This is a genomic window from Embleya sp. NPDC001921 (assembly GCF_053594475.1).
Genome location: NZ_JBSFEO010000042.1, coordinates 1 through 15,642, shown reverse-complemented (window position 1 = coordinate 15,642; position 15,642 = coordinate 1). Strand labels below are relative to the sequence as shown.

Genomic DNA, 15,642 nt, shown 5'->3' with positions numbered 1-15,642 from the left:
CCGGATCGAACCGACCCGGAAAAAGATCCGGGCGGTGATCGTCGGGCCGGCAGGCTGGAGGTCGACGAAGGGTGGTGCCACATGGTGGGGAGCATGGTGGGAAACGCGGAGCGCGTGCGCGGGAGCATGTTCGGCCTGGCGTACGGGGACGCGTTGGGCGCGCCGACGGAGTTCCTGTCGTACGCGCAGATCGTGCGGCGGTACGAACTGCCCGGCCCGATGGACCTGGAGGGCACGCCGGCCCTGGTCACCGACGACACCCAGATGGGCCTGGCGGTGGCGCACGCGCTGATCGACGCGCGCGCGGACGGCGGCGCGCTGACCGCCGAGCGGTTCGCGCCGCTGGTGATCGAACACTTCCTGACCTGGTGGGACTCCCCGGACAACACCCGCGCGCCCGGGCACACGTGTATGTCCGCGTGCGCGGAGCTGGCCGCCGGCCGCACCTGGCTCGACGCGACCCGACGCGGCTCCAAGGGCTGCGGCGCGAACATGCGGGTCACCCCGCTGGGCCTGGTCGACGCCCTCGGCGAGGCCGACCGGTGCGGCGCGGCGCAACTCCAGGCGGCCGTCACCCACGGCCACCCCACCGCGCTGGCCGCCTCGGACCTGACCGCGACCGCCGTGCACGCCTCGCGTACCGGTGTGTCGATCGGCGACCTGCCCGCGTACCTGCGCGCGCACGCCGAGGCGCAGCGCGAGGTCTATCGGGCCGACTGGCTCGGCGAGGACCTGTGGCGGGGCCCGTTCGCGGACACCCCGGAGGGCTTCATCGCCCGCGGCTGGGACGAGTGCCTGGGCGTGCTGTCCCGATTGGACCGGGCCCTGCTGGAGGGGGATCGACGTTCGGATCCGTGCCAGGTCACCGGCGCCGGGTGGATCGCGGAGGAGTCGTTGGCCACGGCGGTGTTGTGTGTCGCGCTGTACCCGGACGACCCGAGGTCGGCGCTCGCCCGGGCCGCGGCCACCTCCGGCGACTCGGACTCGATCGCCGCGTTGGCGGGCGCGATGATCGGCGCCGTGCACGGCCTGGACGGATGGCCCGCCGAGTGGCTCGACCGCATCGAGTATCGGGCCGAACTGTCCGAGGTGTCCGAGGCCCTCCGTATGTGACATGGGTCGCGGTACGCGGAGCGCTTGCGGGTCGGGAGGGCTTGCGGGTAGTGATGGCGCCATGGGAAAGATCCATGCCGCCGACCGGGCGGCCTTCGCGTGGGTGGCAACGCATCATGTGCCGTGGGCGAACAAGGCGCTGCCCGCCTTGTCGCGCGCGGCGAACCATTCGCGCCTGTGGGCGGTGACCGGTGCGGGGATGGCGCTTTCCGGTGGACGCAGCGGGCGCCGGGCGGCATTGCGCGGGCTGGGTTCGGTGGCGCTGGCGTCGACCGTGACCAACGTGGTCCTCAAGAGCTGGGTACGCCGGCCCCGGCCGGTGATAGACGCGGTGCCGCTCGCCCGCCGGCTGCACCGGCAGCCGTGGACGACCTCGTTCCCCTCGGGGCACGCGGCGTCCGCGGCGGCCTTCGCCACCGGCGTCGCGTTGGAGTCGCGTCCGCTGGGCGTGGCGGCCGGCGCGCTGGCCGGGTCGGTGGCCTTCTCCCGGGTGTACACGGGCGTGCACTACCCGGGTGACGTGCTCGCGGGCGCGGCGCTCGGCGCGGGTCTGGCCGCGGTGACGCTGCGCTGGTGGCCGACCCGGCCGGTGGAGGCCGCGTCCGCGCCGCAGCCGCGCGGGAAGGTGCCGGCGCTGGGCGAGGGCGACGGCCTGGTGGTCGTGGTCAACCGCTCGGCGGGCCCCGAGGGCGACACCGCCCAGCGCCTGCGCGAACTCCTGCCCGGCGCCAAGGTGGTCGAGCGCGGCCAGAACGGCGACCTGGTCGCGCTGCTGTGCGAGGCGGCCCGGGAGGCGCGGGTGTTGGGCGTCGCGGGCGGCGACGGCAGTGTGAACTGCGCGGCGCGGATCGCGCTCGACCGGGGCATGCCGCTCGCGGTCTTCCCCGCTGGCACCCTCAACCACTTCGCCGGCGACCTGGGCCTGACCCGGTTGGAAGACACCGTGCTGGCGCTCTCGGCGGGCGAGGCGGTGCTGGTGGACGTCGCCGAGTTGCAGCGCGACCACTCGCACCCGTTCTCCGACGACGGCGAGGAGTTGGGTCCCGAGCTCTTCCTGAACACCTTCTCGCTCGGCGTCTACCCCGATCTGGTGCGCTTCCGCGAGGAGTTGGAGGGCAAGATCGGCAAGTGGCCGGCCATGCTGGTGGGTCTGGTCCGGGTGCTCCGGGACGCGGGTCCGGTCAAGATGCGCGTCAACGGTCGGCCGCGCTCGTTGTGGCTGCTGTTCCTGGGCAACGGCCAGTACGCCCCGGAGGGCTTCGCGCCCACCTACCGCCCCGACCTCACCGACGGCCTGCTCGACGTGCGCATCGTGGACGCCTCCCGCCCGCTGGCCCGCACCCGCCTGGTGGCCGCCGTGCTGTCCGGCACTCTGGGCACCTCGCGCGTGTACGAGGCGTCCACGGCCCGCACGGTCCGGCTCTCCGAGATCCAGGAGGGCGCCGAACTCGCCGTCGACGGCGAGGTCCGCCCCGGTGCCTCGCAACTGCGCATCGCCAAGGGCCGCCGCCTGATGGTCTACCGCCCGGACGGCGCGGTCCGCGACTGACCCGACCCACCCACGACGCCACCACCACGCCGCGCACCCCGCCCCACCCGCACCGCCCGACCCGGCGGCCGCACATCCGGTCCACCCGCACGCCCCACCCGCACCGCCCGCCCCACCCGCACCGCCCGCTTCCCGGCGGCCGAACTCGCCCGGCTCGCCGTCGACTTGTCCCGGCAGGTCGGCCGGCGCCCGGAACGGAAACCGGAACGGGGGTCGCGTGCGTGGTGGGGGTGCGAGGCCCGTGATTCGGGGCACCGCTACGGTGTGGGCCGCCGGTCGATGGGCCGGGGGGATGCGAGCTGTTGTCGATAAGGGGCAGTGGTGGCGGTTTCGGGGGCGATATCCGGGTCGGCCGGACGTATGGCGGCGATATTGGCGGCGGGGAGAGTCGCCGCCGGGGTGGTGACCATGGTGGCTCCGCGCGGTGGGGTGTGGTTGCGACCCACCGCCGCCCGGGAGGCGTCGTTGCTGGGCCGCGGCCTCGGCGCGCGGGATGTCCTGCTGGGCACGGGCGTACTGCGCGCCCTCGCGGCCGGCCGGGGCAGTGCCGAGTGGGGCTGGCTCGTGGTGGCCTCGGATCTGGTCGACGGGGCCGGCGGCGCGATCGAGTGGCGCCGCCTGACCCCCGCGGAACGCACGTGGGTGGGCGCGGTCTTCGCGTTGGCCGCGTGCGAGGCGGCGGTGGCCCTGTCCCTGGCCGGTTCGGACCCCGAGGAGGCCTGGGACGTCGTGACGGGCTTGATCGAGTAGCTCGCGACCGCGTCGAGTCGCCCGCGGCCGTCGGGCCGGGCGCGCCGAGGCGGATCACCTCGGCGCGCCCGGCCCGGCGAACTCGCGGGCGCCCGACCGGATCACCCGGGCCCGAAAACGTCCGGGCGGATCCGGGGCCGGTGGCGCGGTACGAACCCGGCCCGTGCCAAGGGGTGCCCGCGCAGCGTCCGTACGGCGGGGGGTGTCACCCGTTTGCCCTATGCTCAACTCCCATGGTGGCACGGCCGTTGGGCGAAATTGTCGAGGCAGGATGGGCGAAGGCCCTGGAACCGGTGGCGGGCCGCGTGGCCGCCATGGGCGACTTCCTGCGAGGAGAGATCGCCGCGGGGCGGCGTTACGTGCCCGCGGGCGCGAACGTGTTGCGGGCGTTCACGCAGCCGTTCGCGGATGTGCGGGTTCTGATCGTGGGTCAGGACCCCTATCCCAACCCCGGGCACGCGGTGGGACTGAGCTTCGCGGTCGCCCCGGAGGTACGGCCGTTGCCGGGTTCGCTGATCAACATCTTCACCGAGCTGAACCGCGACCTGGACCTGCCGATGCCCACCAACGGCGACCTGACCCCGTGGGCCTCCCAGGGTGTGCTGCTGCTCAACCGCGCACTGACCACCGCCCCCGGTCGCCCCGCCGCCCACCGCGGCAAGGGCTGGGAAGAGGTCACCGAGCAGGCCATCAAGTCCCTCGCGGCGCGCGGCACTCCGCTGGTGTCGATCCTGTGGGGCCGCGACGCCCGCAACGCCCGGCCGCTGCTGGGTCCCGGCGCGGCGGTGGTGGAGTCGGCCCACCCGTCCCCGATGTCCGCCGCCGGCGGCTTCTTCGGCTCCCGACCCTTCTCCCGCACCAACGACCTGCTGGTGGCCCAGGGGGCACAACCGATCGACTGGCGCCTTCCGTAACCCCAAAGCACCAACCCGCGCGCTCCGGGCCACGCGCCCGGATCACGCGTGCCCATCCGCCGCGAAACCCCGACCCGCGCGAGCGGACGGTGTGGGCGGACGCACCCTCGCGACCCGGACAGGGCGCAACCACGACAACCACCGCGCGCGTCCACGCCTATAGGGTGGCGGCCGGTACAACCGGTCATGGGCCACCGCCGGTCGGGGCCGTCGCTTGGAGGAACCTTCTTCGATGTCAGGCAATAGCGTTCCCGGCCAGGGGGGTGCGCCGCAGCGCTCCCCCAAGGCGTTGCCGCCGCGTTCCAAATTGGCGATCACCGCGAGTCGGGTGACCGCGGCCATCTCGCGACGCGCCGGCAAGGGCAGCGGTTCGGTCATCGGGGGCAAGCTCGCGCTGCGGCTCGCTCCGGACCTGCTCGCGCAGTTGTCGGTGGACCTGCAGGTGGTGCTGATCTCCGGGACCAACGGCAAGACCACCACCACCCGCCTGGTCGCCGAGGCGATGCGCGCGGCGGGTCCCGTGGTGTCCAACGCGCTGGGCGCGAACATGCCGGCCGGAATCACCTCCGCGCTCGCGGGTGCCGGCAACGAGGCCCGCTACGGCGTGATCGAGGTCGACGAGAAGTATCTCGCCGGTGTCGCCCGCGACTCCGACCCGGTCGCCATCGCGCTGCTCAACCTCTCCCGCGACCAGCTCGACCGCGCCGCCGAGACCCGGATGCTCGCCGAGAAGTGGCGCGAGGGCCTGCGCGGGCGCGACGCGATCGTGGTCGCCAACGCGGACGACCCGCTGATCGTGTGGGCCGCCTCCTCCAGCAAGGACGTGTTGTGGGTCGCCGCCGGGCAGACCTGGCAGGAGGACTCCTGGTCCTGCCCGCAGTGCGGCGGCGTGATGCAGCGTCCGGGCGACGACTGGTTCTGCTCGGAGTGCGACTTCCGCCGTCCCTCGCCCACCTGGTCGCTCGCCGGGGACCGCATGGTCGACCCGGACGGACAGGTGTGGCCGCTGCACCTCCAGCTCCCCGGTCGCGCCAACCGGGCCAACGCGGTCACCGCCGCGGCCGTCGCGTCGCTGTTCGGGGTGCCCGTGGACGCGGCCCTGGAGCGGATGAAGCACGTCACCGCCGTCGCCGGCCGCTACGACGTGGTCGACTACCTGGGTCGCAAGCTGCGGTTGCTGCTCGCGAAGAACCCGGCCGGCTGGGTCGAGACCTTCTCGCTGATCGACCCGCCGCCCACCCCGGTGATCCTGTCCGTCAACGCGCTCGACGCGGACGGCAAGGACACCTCGTGGATCTGGGACGTCGACTTCACCCAGCTCGCCGGCCGCCCGCTGTTCGTCCTCGGCCAGCGCCGGCTCGACCTGGCCGTCCGGCTGGAGGTCGCGGGCCTGCAGTTCCAGGTCTTCGAGACGCTCGCCCAGGCGGTCGCGGCCTCGCCGCCCGGCCAGATCGAGGTCATCGCCAACTACACGGCGTTCCAACAGCTTCGCAAGACGATCAAGGAAGCGGCACAGGCATGATCGGTGAGAGCAGGCTGCGCCTGGTCTGGATCTACCCGGACCTGCTCAGCACATATGGCGACCAGGGCAACGCGCTGATCGTGGAGCGGCGCGCGCTGATGCGCGGCATCGAGGTCGAGCGCGTGGACGTGCGCTCCGACCAGCCCGTGCCCACCTCCGGTGACATCTACCTGATCGGCGGCGGCGAGGACCGGCCGCAGCGCCTGGCCGCCGAACGGCTGCGCCGCGACCCGGGTCTGTCCACCGCCGTGGGCGCCGGCGCCGCGCTGCTCGCGGTGTGCGCCGGATACCAGATCATCGGCAACGAGTTCATCGACGACCTGGACCAGCCCGAGGCGGGCCTGGGTCTGCTGGACGTGCGCTCCGGCCGGGGCGCGCCCGGCAAGCGCTGTGTCGGCGAGGTGCTGGCCGAGGTCGACCCGGCGCTCGGCCTGCCGGTGCTCTCCGGCTTCGAGAACCACCAGGGCGTCACCCACGTGGGCCCCGGCGCCAAGCCGCTGGCCAGGGTCACCCACGGCAACGGGAACGGGACCGGCGACGGCACCGAGGGCGCCTACGCGGGTCGGGTGATCGGCACGTACATGCACGGGCCGGTGATGTCGCGCAACCCGGCGCTCGCCGACCTGCTGCTCACCTGGGCCACCGGCGTGCCGCTGACCCCGCTGGGCGACCACTGGCACGAGCAGTTGCGCTCCGAGCGCCTGCGCACGGTCCGGGCCGCCGCCTCGAACTGAGCGAGGCCGCCTCGAACCGAGCACGCTCGAACCGAGCGAGGCCGACCGAGCACGAGGGAACACGGCCGAGGGGCCCGGGTACCGCCGATCGGTACCCGGGCCCCTCGGCCGTCCGCCCCGCCCGTCAGGGCGTGTGCACCGCCCCGTGCGGGTCCTCGCAGTGCCCCCGCGTCGTGCCGATCGCCAGCACCGCCGGGTCGGCGTGGTCGACCTGGAGCGTGGTGTGGGTGATCGCGTACCGCTCGCGCAGCCGTTCCTGGAGCCGGTCGCGCACCCGGTGGCAGTCGTCGCCGGGCTCGACCAGGACGTGTGCGGACAGCGCCGGGAAGCCGGACGTGATGGTCCAGATGTGCAGGTCGTGGATCTCGGTGACGCCCTCGACCGAGGCCAGGTCGCTGCCGACCGCGTCCGGCTCGATGCCCGCGGGGGCCGCCTCCAGGAAGATCCGCCACGACTCGCGGACCAGCGCGATACCGGACTTGAGCATCAACGCCGCGACGATCAGCGACGCGATCGCGTCGGCCCGGGCGAAGCCGGTGCTCAGCACCACGATGCCGGAGATCAGCGTCGCGATGAACGCCCACAGGTCGTTCAGGATGTGCTGGTAGGCACCCTCGACGTTGAGGCTGGAGCGGTTGGCCCGCGAGATCAGCCACGCCGCGATCACGTTGATCACGATGCCGACCGCGGCGGTGACGATCACCAGCGAGCCCTCGACCTCGGGCGGCGAGATCAACCGGCGAACCGCCTCGTAGGTGAACCACACCGCGAGCACGAGGAACGTGATGCCGTTGACCTGCGCGGACAGGATCTCGGCGCGCTTGAATCCGTACGTCCAGCGCCCGCGCGCGGGTCGGGCCGCGAGCCGCATGGCGACCAGCGCGAGACCGATCGCGAACGCGTCGGTGACCATGTGTCCGGCGTCGGTGATCAGCGCGAGCGAGTTCGCCAGGATGCCGACCGTGACCTCGACCACGATGAACGCGCCGATCAGTACGAGCGCGGCGGTCAGGTAGCGCCGGTCCGCGTCCGGGGACACACCGTGCGAGTGACCCGCGTGCCCGGATCCCCCGTGGTCGTGGCCGTCGTGGCCGTGGCCGTCGTGCGCGGCATGGGCACCGTGCGACTCGCCGGCCGGTGCCGTGGATCCGGGCGCGCCCGGGGCGTGGTCGTGCTCGCGGGTGGTCATGAAATCCCTCCGGGAATCTCGCTCGCGCAGCCGGTGTGATCGGTGGCGGGGGCGTGGCCGATGTGCGCCAGCGCCACGTCCAGGAGCAGGCGCACGTGGGCGTCCGCGAGCCGGTAGTAGGCCAATCGGCCCTCCCGGCGCACCGTCACCACTTGGTGCGCGCGCAGCAGCCGAAGCTGGTGCGAGACCGCCGACTCGCCCTGCCCGCACGCGGCGGCCAGGTCGCGCACGCACAGCTCGCCCTCCAGGAGCGCGACCAGCAGGGTCAGCCGGCCGGGATCGCCCAGCAGCGCGAACACGTCCGCGGTCTCGGCCAGATGGGGGCCGTCGGGCAGCCGCGACCGCACCGAGTCCACCAGATCCGCGTTCACCGGCTGCGCCACCGGGTCACCTCCACCATCACGTCCGCCGTCGCATCGACTCGGACATCGTAACGTCTGAACAGCTCTTCATACGAGCATGAGAAGACGGTAGGGGGTGGGGGTATCCCTTCGCAAGCGCGCCGGGCCACCGAGCGACCCGAGAACGAGAACGGACCTCGTCCCGGCCGGTGGGGCATCGGCCGGGACGAGGTCCGCCGGGGACGACGTCAGCCCTGCCGCGGATCCCGGTCCAGGTGCGCCCACCACCGCTGCGCCGGCGCGTGGATCCGTCGCCACGTGGCCACGAACAGGTCGCTCGCGGCCGGCCCCGGCCAGTCCGCCGGGAGCAGCGCCGCGGGCAGCCGCGGGTCGCGCTCGAAGGTCAGCCGCCACGCGTGCACCAGCCGGGTGCGCAGCTCGAACGCCTCCTCGTCGGTGCCCGCCCGCGCATCGGTGAATCGGTTCACGAACGCCTCCAGGTCCGCCCGTACCGCGCCCAGGTCCCACGCCTGGTCGACCAGCGCCCGTTCGCGCGCCGCGTCGCACACCGTCGAGGTCATCCAGGTCGCGTGCCCGGTCAGCCCGCGTTCGTCGATCAGCGCCCGCAGCGCGTCCACCCCGCCCGGGTCCGCCGCGATCCACACCCCCCGGCCCAGATCGCCGAAGCCCTCGAAGGCGAGCTGCTCCTCGACCACCGCGCGCGCCTCGCGCAGTGCCGCCGGAGGCCGCAGGAGCAACTGCTGCCACTGCCCCGACCAGGGCGTCTCCCGCGTCGCCCGGGACAGCCGCTCGGTCCACCCGGTGAGCAGCCGGTACAACGACGGCGCGAGGGTCAGCCGGGTGTAGCGCCCCTGCGCCCGGGCCGAGAGCCAGCCCTCCCGGGTCAGCCGGGTGATCGCCCGCCGGGTCGCCGCCTCCGGCACACCGAGCGCGCCGAGCGCGGCCACCGCCGTCGGCGACCACACGCCGTCGTGCCCGGGCCAGCGCACGTACTCCCCCAGCACGGTCAACAACAACGTGCGCGCGCTGGGCCCGCCGTCGGCGGTGCGCCGGGTGCGCGGCGCCGTGCGGCCGGCGCCCCTTGTTTCCTCGTCATCCTCCATGTAGGACATAACTCATTCAAGCATGTTCTTGTGTCCTATGTTCTTATGAAGGGTTCCACACGTGTCCGCAGCCGCTCCCCCGACCCGCTTCGGCGCCTTCATCGCCCCCTACCACGGCATCGACGGCAACCCCGCGCTGCAACTGCGCCGGGACCTCGACCTGGTCGAGCACCTGGACGCGCTCGGCTTCGAGGAGGCGTGGATCGGCGAGCACCACTCGGCCGGGTACGAGACGATCGCCTCGCCCGAGGTGTTCATCGCCGCCGCCGCCGAACGCACCACCCGGATCCGGCTCGGCACCGGCGTCAACTCGCTGCCGTACCACCACCCGTTGGTCCTGGCGGACCGCATCGTGCAGTTGGACCTGCAATCGCGCGGGCGGGTGATGTTCGGCTCCGGCCCGGGCCAACTGGCCTCGGACGCCTTCATGATGGGCATCGACCCGATGCGCCAGCGAAGCATGATGGCCCAGGCGCTGGCCGCGATCGTGCCGCTGCTGCGCGGCGAGACGGTGACCATGAAGACCGACTGGTTCACCCTGGACCAGGCCCGGCTGCACCTGGCCCCGTACACCCGCGACGGCATCGAGACCGTGTGCGCCTCCACCGTCTCGCCGTCCGGGTCGGTACAGGCCGGCACCCACGGCATGGGCCTACTCTCGCTCGCCGCCGCCGACCCGTCGGGCCTCGCCGCTTTGGCCGCGAACTGGGACGTGTACGCGAAGACCTGCGCCGAGCACGGCCATGTCGCCGACCGCGAGCGCTGGCGACTGGTGGTGCCGATGCACCTCGCGGAGACCACCGAGGCCGCGCGCGAGCAGGCCGAGTACGGCGTGCACCACCTCGTCGACTACATCCAGGGACTGTCCGGGATGACCATGCCCTGGGGCGCGACCGCCCGGCAGGCCGTCGCGCGGTGGACCGGCGAGGGCTTCCCCACCTTCGGCGTCGCGATGATCGGCACGCCCGCGCAGGCGATCGAACGCGTCACCGCGATGGCCGAGCACTCCGGCGGCTTCGGCACGCTGCTCCTGCTCGACCTGCCGATCGCCCGCCCCGCGGACAAGCGGCGCAGCTACGAGTTGTTCGCCGAGTACGTCGTGCCGCACTTCACCGGCGCCAACCGGCCCCGGCAGGCCTCGATGGCCTGGGCGAACGAGAACAGCGAGCGCTTCATCGGCGCGCTGCGCCAGGCGGTCGTGGCCGCGATGACGCCGCCCGCCGCCTCCTGAACACCCGGTCCACGTTCGTCGACTCACCAGGGAGATGACCCATCATGCGAGCAGCGGTACTGCGCGGCGGCGCGTTCACGGTCGAGGACATCGCGGCCCCCGAACCCGGCGAGGGGCAGGTGCTCGTGGAGACGGTGGCCTGCGGGATCTGCGGCTCGGACCTGTCCGCGTACAAGCACACCGCCGAGTTCCTCCGGGCCTCGATCGATTCCGACACGCCCTCGTTCGTCTTCGACCCCGACGCCGACCTGGTGATGGGCCACGAGTTGTCCGCACGGGTGGTGCGACCCGGCCCGGGCGTGACCGGCTTCGAGGAGGGCGAGGTGGTGGTCGGTCTGCCGTGGGCGCTGGACGGCGGTGGTGTGTTGCGCACGATCGGCTACTCCAACACCTTCCCCGGCGGCTTCGGCGAGCGCATGGTCATGCAGGCCGCGGCCCTGGTCAAGGTGCCCTCGCACGTACCGGCGCAGATCGCCGCGCTGACCGAGCCGCTCGCGGTCGGCTTCGGCAACGTGGCCCGCTCCGGCGCGGAGCGGGGCGGCGCGGCGATCGTGATCGGCGCCGGTCCGATCGGCCTGGGCGCGATCGCCGGCCTCGTCGAGCGCGGCGTGGCACCGGTGGTGGTCTCCGAGCCCTCGCCGCGCCGCCGCGAACTCGCCCGCGCGTTCGGCGCGCACGTCGTGGTCGACCCGGCCGAGCGGGACCCGTTCCTCGCGTGGCGCGAGGTCGCCGAGCCCGGACAACCGCTGACCGTCTTCGAGTGCTCGGGCAAGGCCGGCATGTTCGACCGGATCACCTACGCCGCGCCGCGCGGCGCGACCGTGCTGCTGATCGGGGTGTGCATGACCGAGGACACCTTCCGGCCGGTGGTGGGCATCTACAAGGACCTCACGGTCAAGATGTGCCTGACCTATCCGCCCGAGGAGTACCCCCGCACGCTGGCCCGGATCGCCGCGGGCAGTGTGGACGCGGCGTCGCTGGTCACCGGGCAGGTCGGCTTCGCCGGGGTGGCCGCCGCGATCGACACGCTGGGTCGGCCGGACGAGCACGTCAAGGTCCTGGTCCGACCGCACCTGGAGGGCTCGGGCGTGCATCCCGCCACGGCGTAGCGCCGGACGCCGGGGCCCGGGCCTCGGCGGATGTCACGCGTACGAGTGGACCCGGGTCGGCCGACCCTGGCGCGCGTCGTGCACGGGCGGCGCGCCCGCCAGGGCGTTTCGCCGGCGTACGCCCCCGAACGCCCCGCCGAGCGGGGTGTGGAAGTGTCGCAAACTGGACGCGCCGGGTGTCGGAATCGGTACGCTCCGAGGGAATTCCCTCGGAAGATCCGTACACCCGCCATCGGGGACATCATGAGCCACACCGGGCACCGTCACGGTGCCGTGTCCGTCCATCGTGTGACCGCCACCGGCTCGGGAGGCGCGGCATGACCGTGCTCAACGATGCCGATCCGGTGTGTCGGTTCGATCTGCCGCCGCACGAGGCGCAAGTGTCCGCGGCGCGCCGCAAGGTGGTCGCGATCGCCGTCGGTTGGGGTATGCCCGCGCACGGCGACCTCGTGGACACCCTGCGCCTGGTCGTATCCGAGCTGGTGACCAACGCGGTCCGGCACGCGGGAGTGCTGACCCCCGCCATCGGCGTCACCGTGCGCGGCACCGCCGAGGGTGGCGTGCAGGTGGGGGTGCACGACCGGCATCCGTTCTGCCCGAAGGCGCTGTTGGAGACGGTCGACGACGACAGCGGGCGCGGCCTGCTGATCGTCAAGGCCCTGGTCGCGGAGGCCGGCGGGTACGCGGGGATCCAGCCGGACACGACCGGCGGCAAAACCGTGTGGGTGACCCTGCCCCTGCGCTGAACCGCTCGCGGACGTGCGGGTCGTGCCCGCCGTCGCCGATCACAACTTCACCTCGAAGCGCTGCTCGACGGCGTCGATCCCCCAGGCGCGGGCCGGATGCTCCTCCGTCAGGGTGAATCCGGCCCGGTCGTACATGTGCCTGGCCGCGCCCAGGCCCGCGATCGTCCACAGGTACACCCCGACCGCGTCGCGCCGACGGGCCTCGGCCAGCGCGGTGTCGAGCAACGCGCCACCCACGCCGCGTCCGCGCGCGACCGGATCCAGGATCACCCAGCGCAGCCGCGTCCACCCGTCCTCCTCGCGGGTCAACCCGATCCCGCCCAGCACCCGCCGCGCGTCCTCCGCGACCCACATCCGCCCGGGCCCGTCGTCGCCCTCCCGTGCCCGGGCCAGCACGAGTCGGGCCATCCCGGCCGCGACTTCGGCCTCCATGGTCGTGTCCATCCCGTACTCGCGGCTGTACAGCACCCCGTGCAACGCGGCGATCGCCCCGAGATCACCCGGCCGGGTCGCGTCACGAATGCTCACCGCCGCCGGGTCGGGTGTCGAGGTCATGGTCCCGAACCCCCCTTCACTGAAACAGTCGTTTCAGTAGAGGATAGGCGGGTGACCGCAGACGCGAAACCCCCCACCTCCGCCCGCCGCGCCGACCTGCTCGCCGCGAGCGTGGCCTACGTCGCCGAACACGGCCTGGCCGAACTCTCGCTGCGCCCGCTGGCCCAGGCGATCGGCTCCAGCCCGCGCGTCCTGCTCTACCTCTTCGGCTCGAAGGAGGGCCTGATCCGCGAGATCCTCGCCGTCGGTCGCGTCGAACAACTCGCCCTGGTCGAACGCGCCGACGATCACCCCGGCACCGCCCGGGAAACCCTCGACCTGCTGTGGACCTGGCTCGTCGTCCCCGAACGCCGCGGCGCCCTCCGGCTGTTCTTCGACGGCTACGTCCGCTCCTTCGACGCCCCCGACGGCCCCTGGTCCGACTTCGCCGGCAAGTCCCTGGACGACTGGCTCGCCCCGCTCGACCGCGTCCTCGCCGAGCACCCCGTCCCATCGACCCTGGTCCTGGCCGTCCTGCGCGGCCTCCTCCTCGATCACCTCGCCGCGGACACCCCTCGACACCACGAACGAGTCCAGGCCGCGTGGACGTCCTTCCTGGACCACGCCCTCCCGCACTGACGGGTACGCGCGCTCCGGTGAAGACGGGCCGGGCCCGGCTCAGCCCGCCAGAATCGTGGCCTCCTTCTCCGGCGGCAGTCCCACCACCGGTCGGTCCGAGCGTTGCGGCACGATGCCGTTCACCGAGCGGAGCCAGGTCCAGGTGTCCGCCACGGTCTCCTCCACCGGCCGCACACGCAGCCCGGCGCCCAGTGCCTTGCGCACGTCCCGCCGGTGGATGCTGTCGTAGTCCTCACCGGCCGGAACCCAGATCGGCAGTTCGAGCCACGGCTCGATACCAGCCTTCAAAATCGTGTCGGGATCGATCCAGCGCAGTTCCGCGTCCGAACCGGTGACCCGAACGCACAGTTCGAGGAGTTCGCCCATCGTGCTGTGGCCCGTCGGGCTGATCAGGTTGTAGGCGCCACTACGACCGGCCTCGGCCGCGTCCAGGGTCCATTCGGCCAGGTCACGGGCATCGATGAACTGAAGCTCGGCCTCCCGCGGTCCCGGCGCCGGAACCGGGCCGCCCCGAGTGATCCGGTTGAGCCACCACGGCAGCCGACCGATGTTCTCCCGCGGCCCCAGGATCAACCCGGCACGCGCGTGCACGTACCGATCCCCGAACGCGCGCTCGACGGCGATCTCCGCCCCGCGCTTGGCGTTCGGGTAGGCCACATCACCGTCGTCGGGCGACCCCTCGACCAGGGGAGCCTCCTCCCCCTGCCCGGCCGGCGTCGGCTGGTCGTACACCGAGCAACTCGAGATGTACGCGTACCGCCCGACACGATCGGCCAACAGGTCGGCCGAGTCGCGAACCACCCGCGGCGCGGCACTCCAGGTGTCCACCGCCAGGTCCCACTCACCACCGGCCAACGCCGCCAAGCCGCCCTCGGCGGTCCGATCCCCCACCAACGAGCGCACACCATCCGGAAGTTCCTGCCGACCGCGATTGAACACGGTCACATCCCAGCCCCGATTCACCGCGGCGTCGGTGACGGCCCGCCCCACGAACGCGGTCCCACCCAGAATCAAAAGTCGCATGCCCCGACCCTGCCCGCCCCCGCCCTCCCCCACAACCACGTCACGCTCTCGGCGGAATCGCTCTCGGCGGAATCACCCTTGGTGGAATCACCTTTGGTGGAATCACCTTTGGCGGAATCACCTTTTGGCGAAGACACCCACCGCTCACCCGGCCCCTCGCCGCGAGCACGGCTCCCCCGCGGCGTCCCCCTCCACCAACTCCCGGTCCACCAACCGCAACAACCGAAACAACTCGGCCCGGTCCGCCTCCCCCAGGCGATCGAACACCGCCGCCCCGGCCCCCTGCCGAATCGCCCGGATCCGCCGTAGCTCGGCCCGCCCCCGCTCGGTCAGCTCCACGAGCGTCGCGCGCCGGTCCAGCTCGGAGGTGCTGCGGCGGACCAGTTCACGCGCGGCCAAGTCGTCCACGACGGTGGTCGCCGAGCGCGGCACGATCTCCAGCCGCGCGGCCAGGTCCGCCATCCGCAGCGGCTCGTCGGCATGCGCGAGCACCTTCATCGCGTGCGCCTGGGCCGGCGTCAGGCCCAGCGGGGCGAGTTCCCGGCCGGCGCGGACCCGGATGCGCTTGGCCACGCGCATGAACAGGTCGCCGATCGGCGCCGAGGTGGATTCCGGCGAACTCACGCGTGTCACGTCCCGGGGAGCGGGGATCCGAGTGGATCCGGGTGCGCCCATTGTCCCGTCAGGTACGACGGGGAACGACGCGGGCGTGTGGTCGGCGTGGCGGGAGCGGGTCGGCGCGGGCGCGGGCGCGACGCGAGAGGCGAGAGGCGAGACGCGAGACGGACGTGTCGGAGTCGCGGGGACGGTGGGGCGGGGCTGCGGGAGTCGCGGGGACGGTGGGGCTGACGTACGGGAGTCGCGGGGACGGCCGGGCGGGGCCGCCAGGGTCGCGGGGACGGCCGGGGGATGCGGGAGTCGCGGGGACGGCCGGGCGGGGCCGCCAGGGTCGCGAAGACAACCAGGCCGGACCACCCGAGTCGCGAAGACAACCAGGCCGACGCGCCAGAGTCGTGTCCCGCAGCGTTGCTTCCCCGAGCGCCCGCACGCGATCGGCCTGCCGTCGTTGTGGAACCGCGACCACTGGGACCCCATCATCCGCGCGTGCGACGAGACCGACACCG

Annotated in this window: 16 protein-coding genes; 10 read left to right on the top strand and 6 right to left on the bottom strand. The window is 73.0% G+C overall.

The genetic code is table 11. From position 1 onward, the window contains the following. Positions 1–93 precede the first annotated feature (93 nt). From ACWCPW_RS37690 to ACWCPW_RS37665, 6 genes are all read left to right on the top strand, one after another. On the top strand, positions 94–1,113 hold the full coding sequence (locus tag ACWCPW_RS37690; RefSeq protein WP_449766089.1) for an ADP-ribosylglycohydrolase family protein: 1,020 nt from the start codon (positions 94–96) through the stop codon (positions 1,111–1,113). 61 nt (positions 1,114–1,174) lie between these two features. After that, positions 1,175–2,662: a phosphatase PAP2 family protein gene (locus ACWCPW_RS37685; protein WP_449766088.1), complete on the top strand. Its 1,488-nt coding sequence runs from the start codon at positions 1,175–1,177 to the stop codon at positions 2,660–2,662. A gap of 408 nt (positions 2,663–3,070) precedes the next feature. Beyond that, the gene (locus ACWCPW_RS37680; RefSeq protein ID WP_449766087.1) at positions 3,071–3,412 is read left to right on the top strand and encodes a hypothetical protein; all 342 of its coding nucleotides are present in this window, start codon (positions 3,071–3,073) and stop codon (positions 3,410–3,412) included. Between the two features lie 233 nt (positions 3,413–3,645). Next, positions 3,646–4,326 carry a uracil-DNA glycosylase gene (locus tag ACWCPW_RS37675; protein ID WP_449766086.1) on the top strand — a complete coding sequence of 227 codons (681 nt, stop codon included), beginning with the start codon at positions 3,646–3,648 and terminating at the stop codon, positions 4,324–4,326. Positions 4,327–4,558: 232 nt separating this feature from the next. Next, positions 4,559–5,848, top strand: coding sequence for a MurT ligase domain-containing protein (locus ACWCPW_RS37670; protein ID WP_406299826.1), 1,290 nt, complete (start codon positions 4,559–4,561; stop codon positions 5,846–5,848). Further along, a complete protein-coding gene (locus ACWCPW_RS37665; protein ID WP_449766155.1) occupies positions 5,848–6,582 on the top strand; it encodes a type 1 glutamine amidotransferase in 735 nt (244 codons plus the stop codon). Before ACWCPW_RS37670 ends, ACWCPW_RS37665 begins: the two co-directional genes overlap by 1 nt. A gap of 124 nt (positions 6,583–6,706) precedes the next feature. Here the strand turns inward: ACWCPW_RS37665 and ACWCPW_RS37660 are convergent, their stop codons facing one another. The 3 genes from ACWCPW_RS37660 to ACWCPW_RS37650 form a co-directional block, all read right to left on the bottom strand. Beyond that, on the bottom strand, positions 6,707–7,771 hold the full coding sequence (locus ACWCPW_RS37660; protein WP_449766085.1) for a cation diffusion facilitator family transporter: 1,065 nt from the start codon (positions 7,769–7,771) through the stop codon (positions 6,707–6,709). Continuing rightward, entirely contained in the window at positions 7,768–8,154 is a 387-nt protein-coding gene (locus tag ACWCPW_RS37655; RefSeq protein ID WP_395867061.1) for an ArsR/SmtB family transcription factor, read from the bottom strand. The genes ACWCPW_RS37660 and ACWCPW_RS37655 overlap by 4 nt, the downstream gene beginning before the upstream one ends. 206 nt (positions 8,155–8,360) lie before the next feature. Further along, positions 8,361–9,236, bottom strand: a complete 876-nt coding sequence (locus ACWCPW_RS37650) for a PaaX family transcriptional regulator (protein ID WP_449766084.1) — start codon at positions 9,234–9,236, stop codon at positions 8,361–8,363. A gap of 61 nt (positions 9,237–9,297) precedes the next feature. On the opposite strand from ACWCPW_RS37650, the gene ACWCPW_RS37645 reads away from it, so the two are divergent. From ACWCPW_RS37645 to ACWCPW_RS37635, 3 genes are all read left to right on the top strand, one after another. After that, positions 9,298–10,467 (top strand): LLM class flavin-dependent oxidoreductase, encoded by a 1,170-nt coding sequence (locus ACWCPW_RS37645; protein ID WP_449766083.1) that lies wholly within the window; start codon positions 9,298–9,300, stop codon positions 10,465–10,467. Positions 10,468–10,511: 44 nt separating this feature from the next. Beyond that, positions 10,512–11,576 carry a zinc-binding dehydrogenase gene (locus ACWCPW_RS37640; protein ID WP_449766082.1) on the top strand — a complete coding sequence of 355 codons (1,065 nt, stop codon included), beginning with the start codon at positions 10,512–10,514 and terminating at the stop codon, positions 11,574–11,576. Between the two features lie 317 nt (positions 11,577–11,893). After that, positions 11,894–12,322, top strand: a complete 429-nt coding sequence (locus ACWCPW_RS37635; RefSeq protein WP_449766081.1) for an ATP-binding protein — start codon at positions 11,894–11,896, stop codon at positions 12,320–12,322. A gap of 39 nt (positions 12,323–12,361) precedes the next feature. Here the strand turns inward: ACWCPW_RS37635 and ACWCPW_RS37630 are convergent, their stop codons facing one another. Continuing rightward, positions 12,362–12,877 (bottom strand): GNAT family N-acetyltransferase, encoded by a 516-nt coding sequence (locus tag ACWCPW_RS37630; RefSeq protein ID WP_449766080.1) that lies wholly within the window; start codon positions 12,875–12,877, stop codon positions 12,362–12,364. 51 nt (positions 12,878–12,928) lie between these two features. On the opposite strand from ACWCPW_RS37630, the gene ACWCPW_RS37625 reads away from it, so the two are divergent. Then, on the top strand, positions 12,929–13,495 hold the full coding sequence (locus ACWCPW_RS37625; protein WP_449766079.1) for a TetR family transcriptional regulator: 567 nt from the start codon (positions 12,929–12,931) through the stop codon (positions 13,493–13,495). A gap of 39 nt (positions 13,496–13,534) precedes the next feature. Here ACWCPW_RS37625 and ACWCPW_RS37620 read toward each other — a convergent pair whose 3' ends face one another. After that, positions 13,535–14,518 (bottom strand): NAD-dependent epimerase/dehydratase family protein, encoded by a 984-nt coding sequence (locus ACWCPW_RS37620; protein ID WP_449766078.1) that lies wholly within the window; start codon positions 14,516–14,518, stop codon positions 13,535–13,537. Between the two features lie 144 nt (positions 14,519–14,662). After that, positions 14,663–15,142 carry a MarR family winged helix-turn-helix transcriptional regulator gene (locus tag ACWCPW_RS37615; RefSeq protein ID WP_449766077.1) on the bottom strand — a complete coding sequence of 160 codons (480 nt, stop codon included), beginning with the start codon at positions 15,140–15,142 and terminating at the stop codon, positions 14,663–14,665. Between the last annotated feature and the right edge of the window lie 500 nt (positions 15,143–15,642).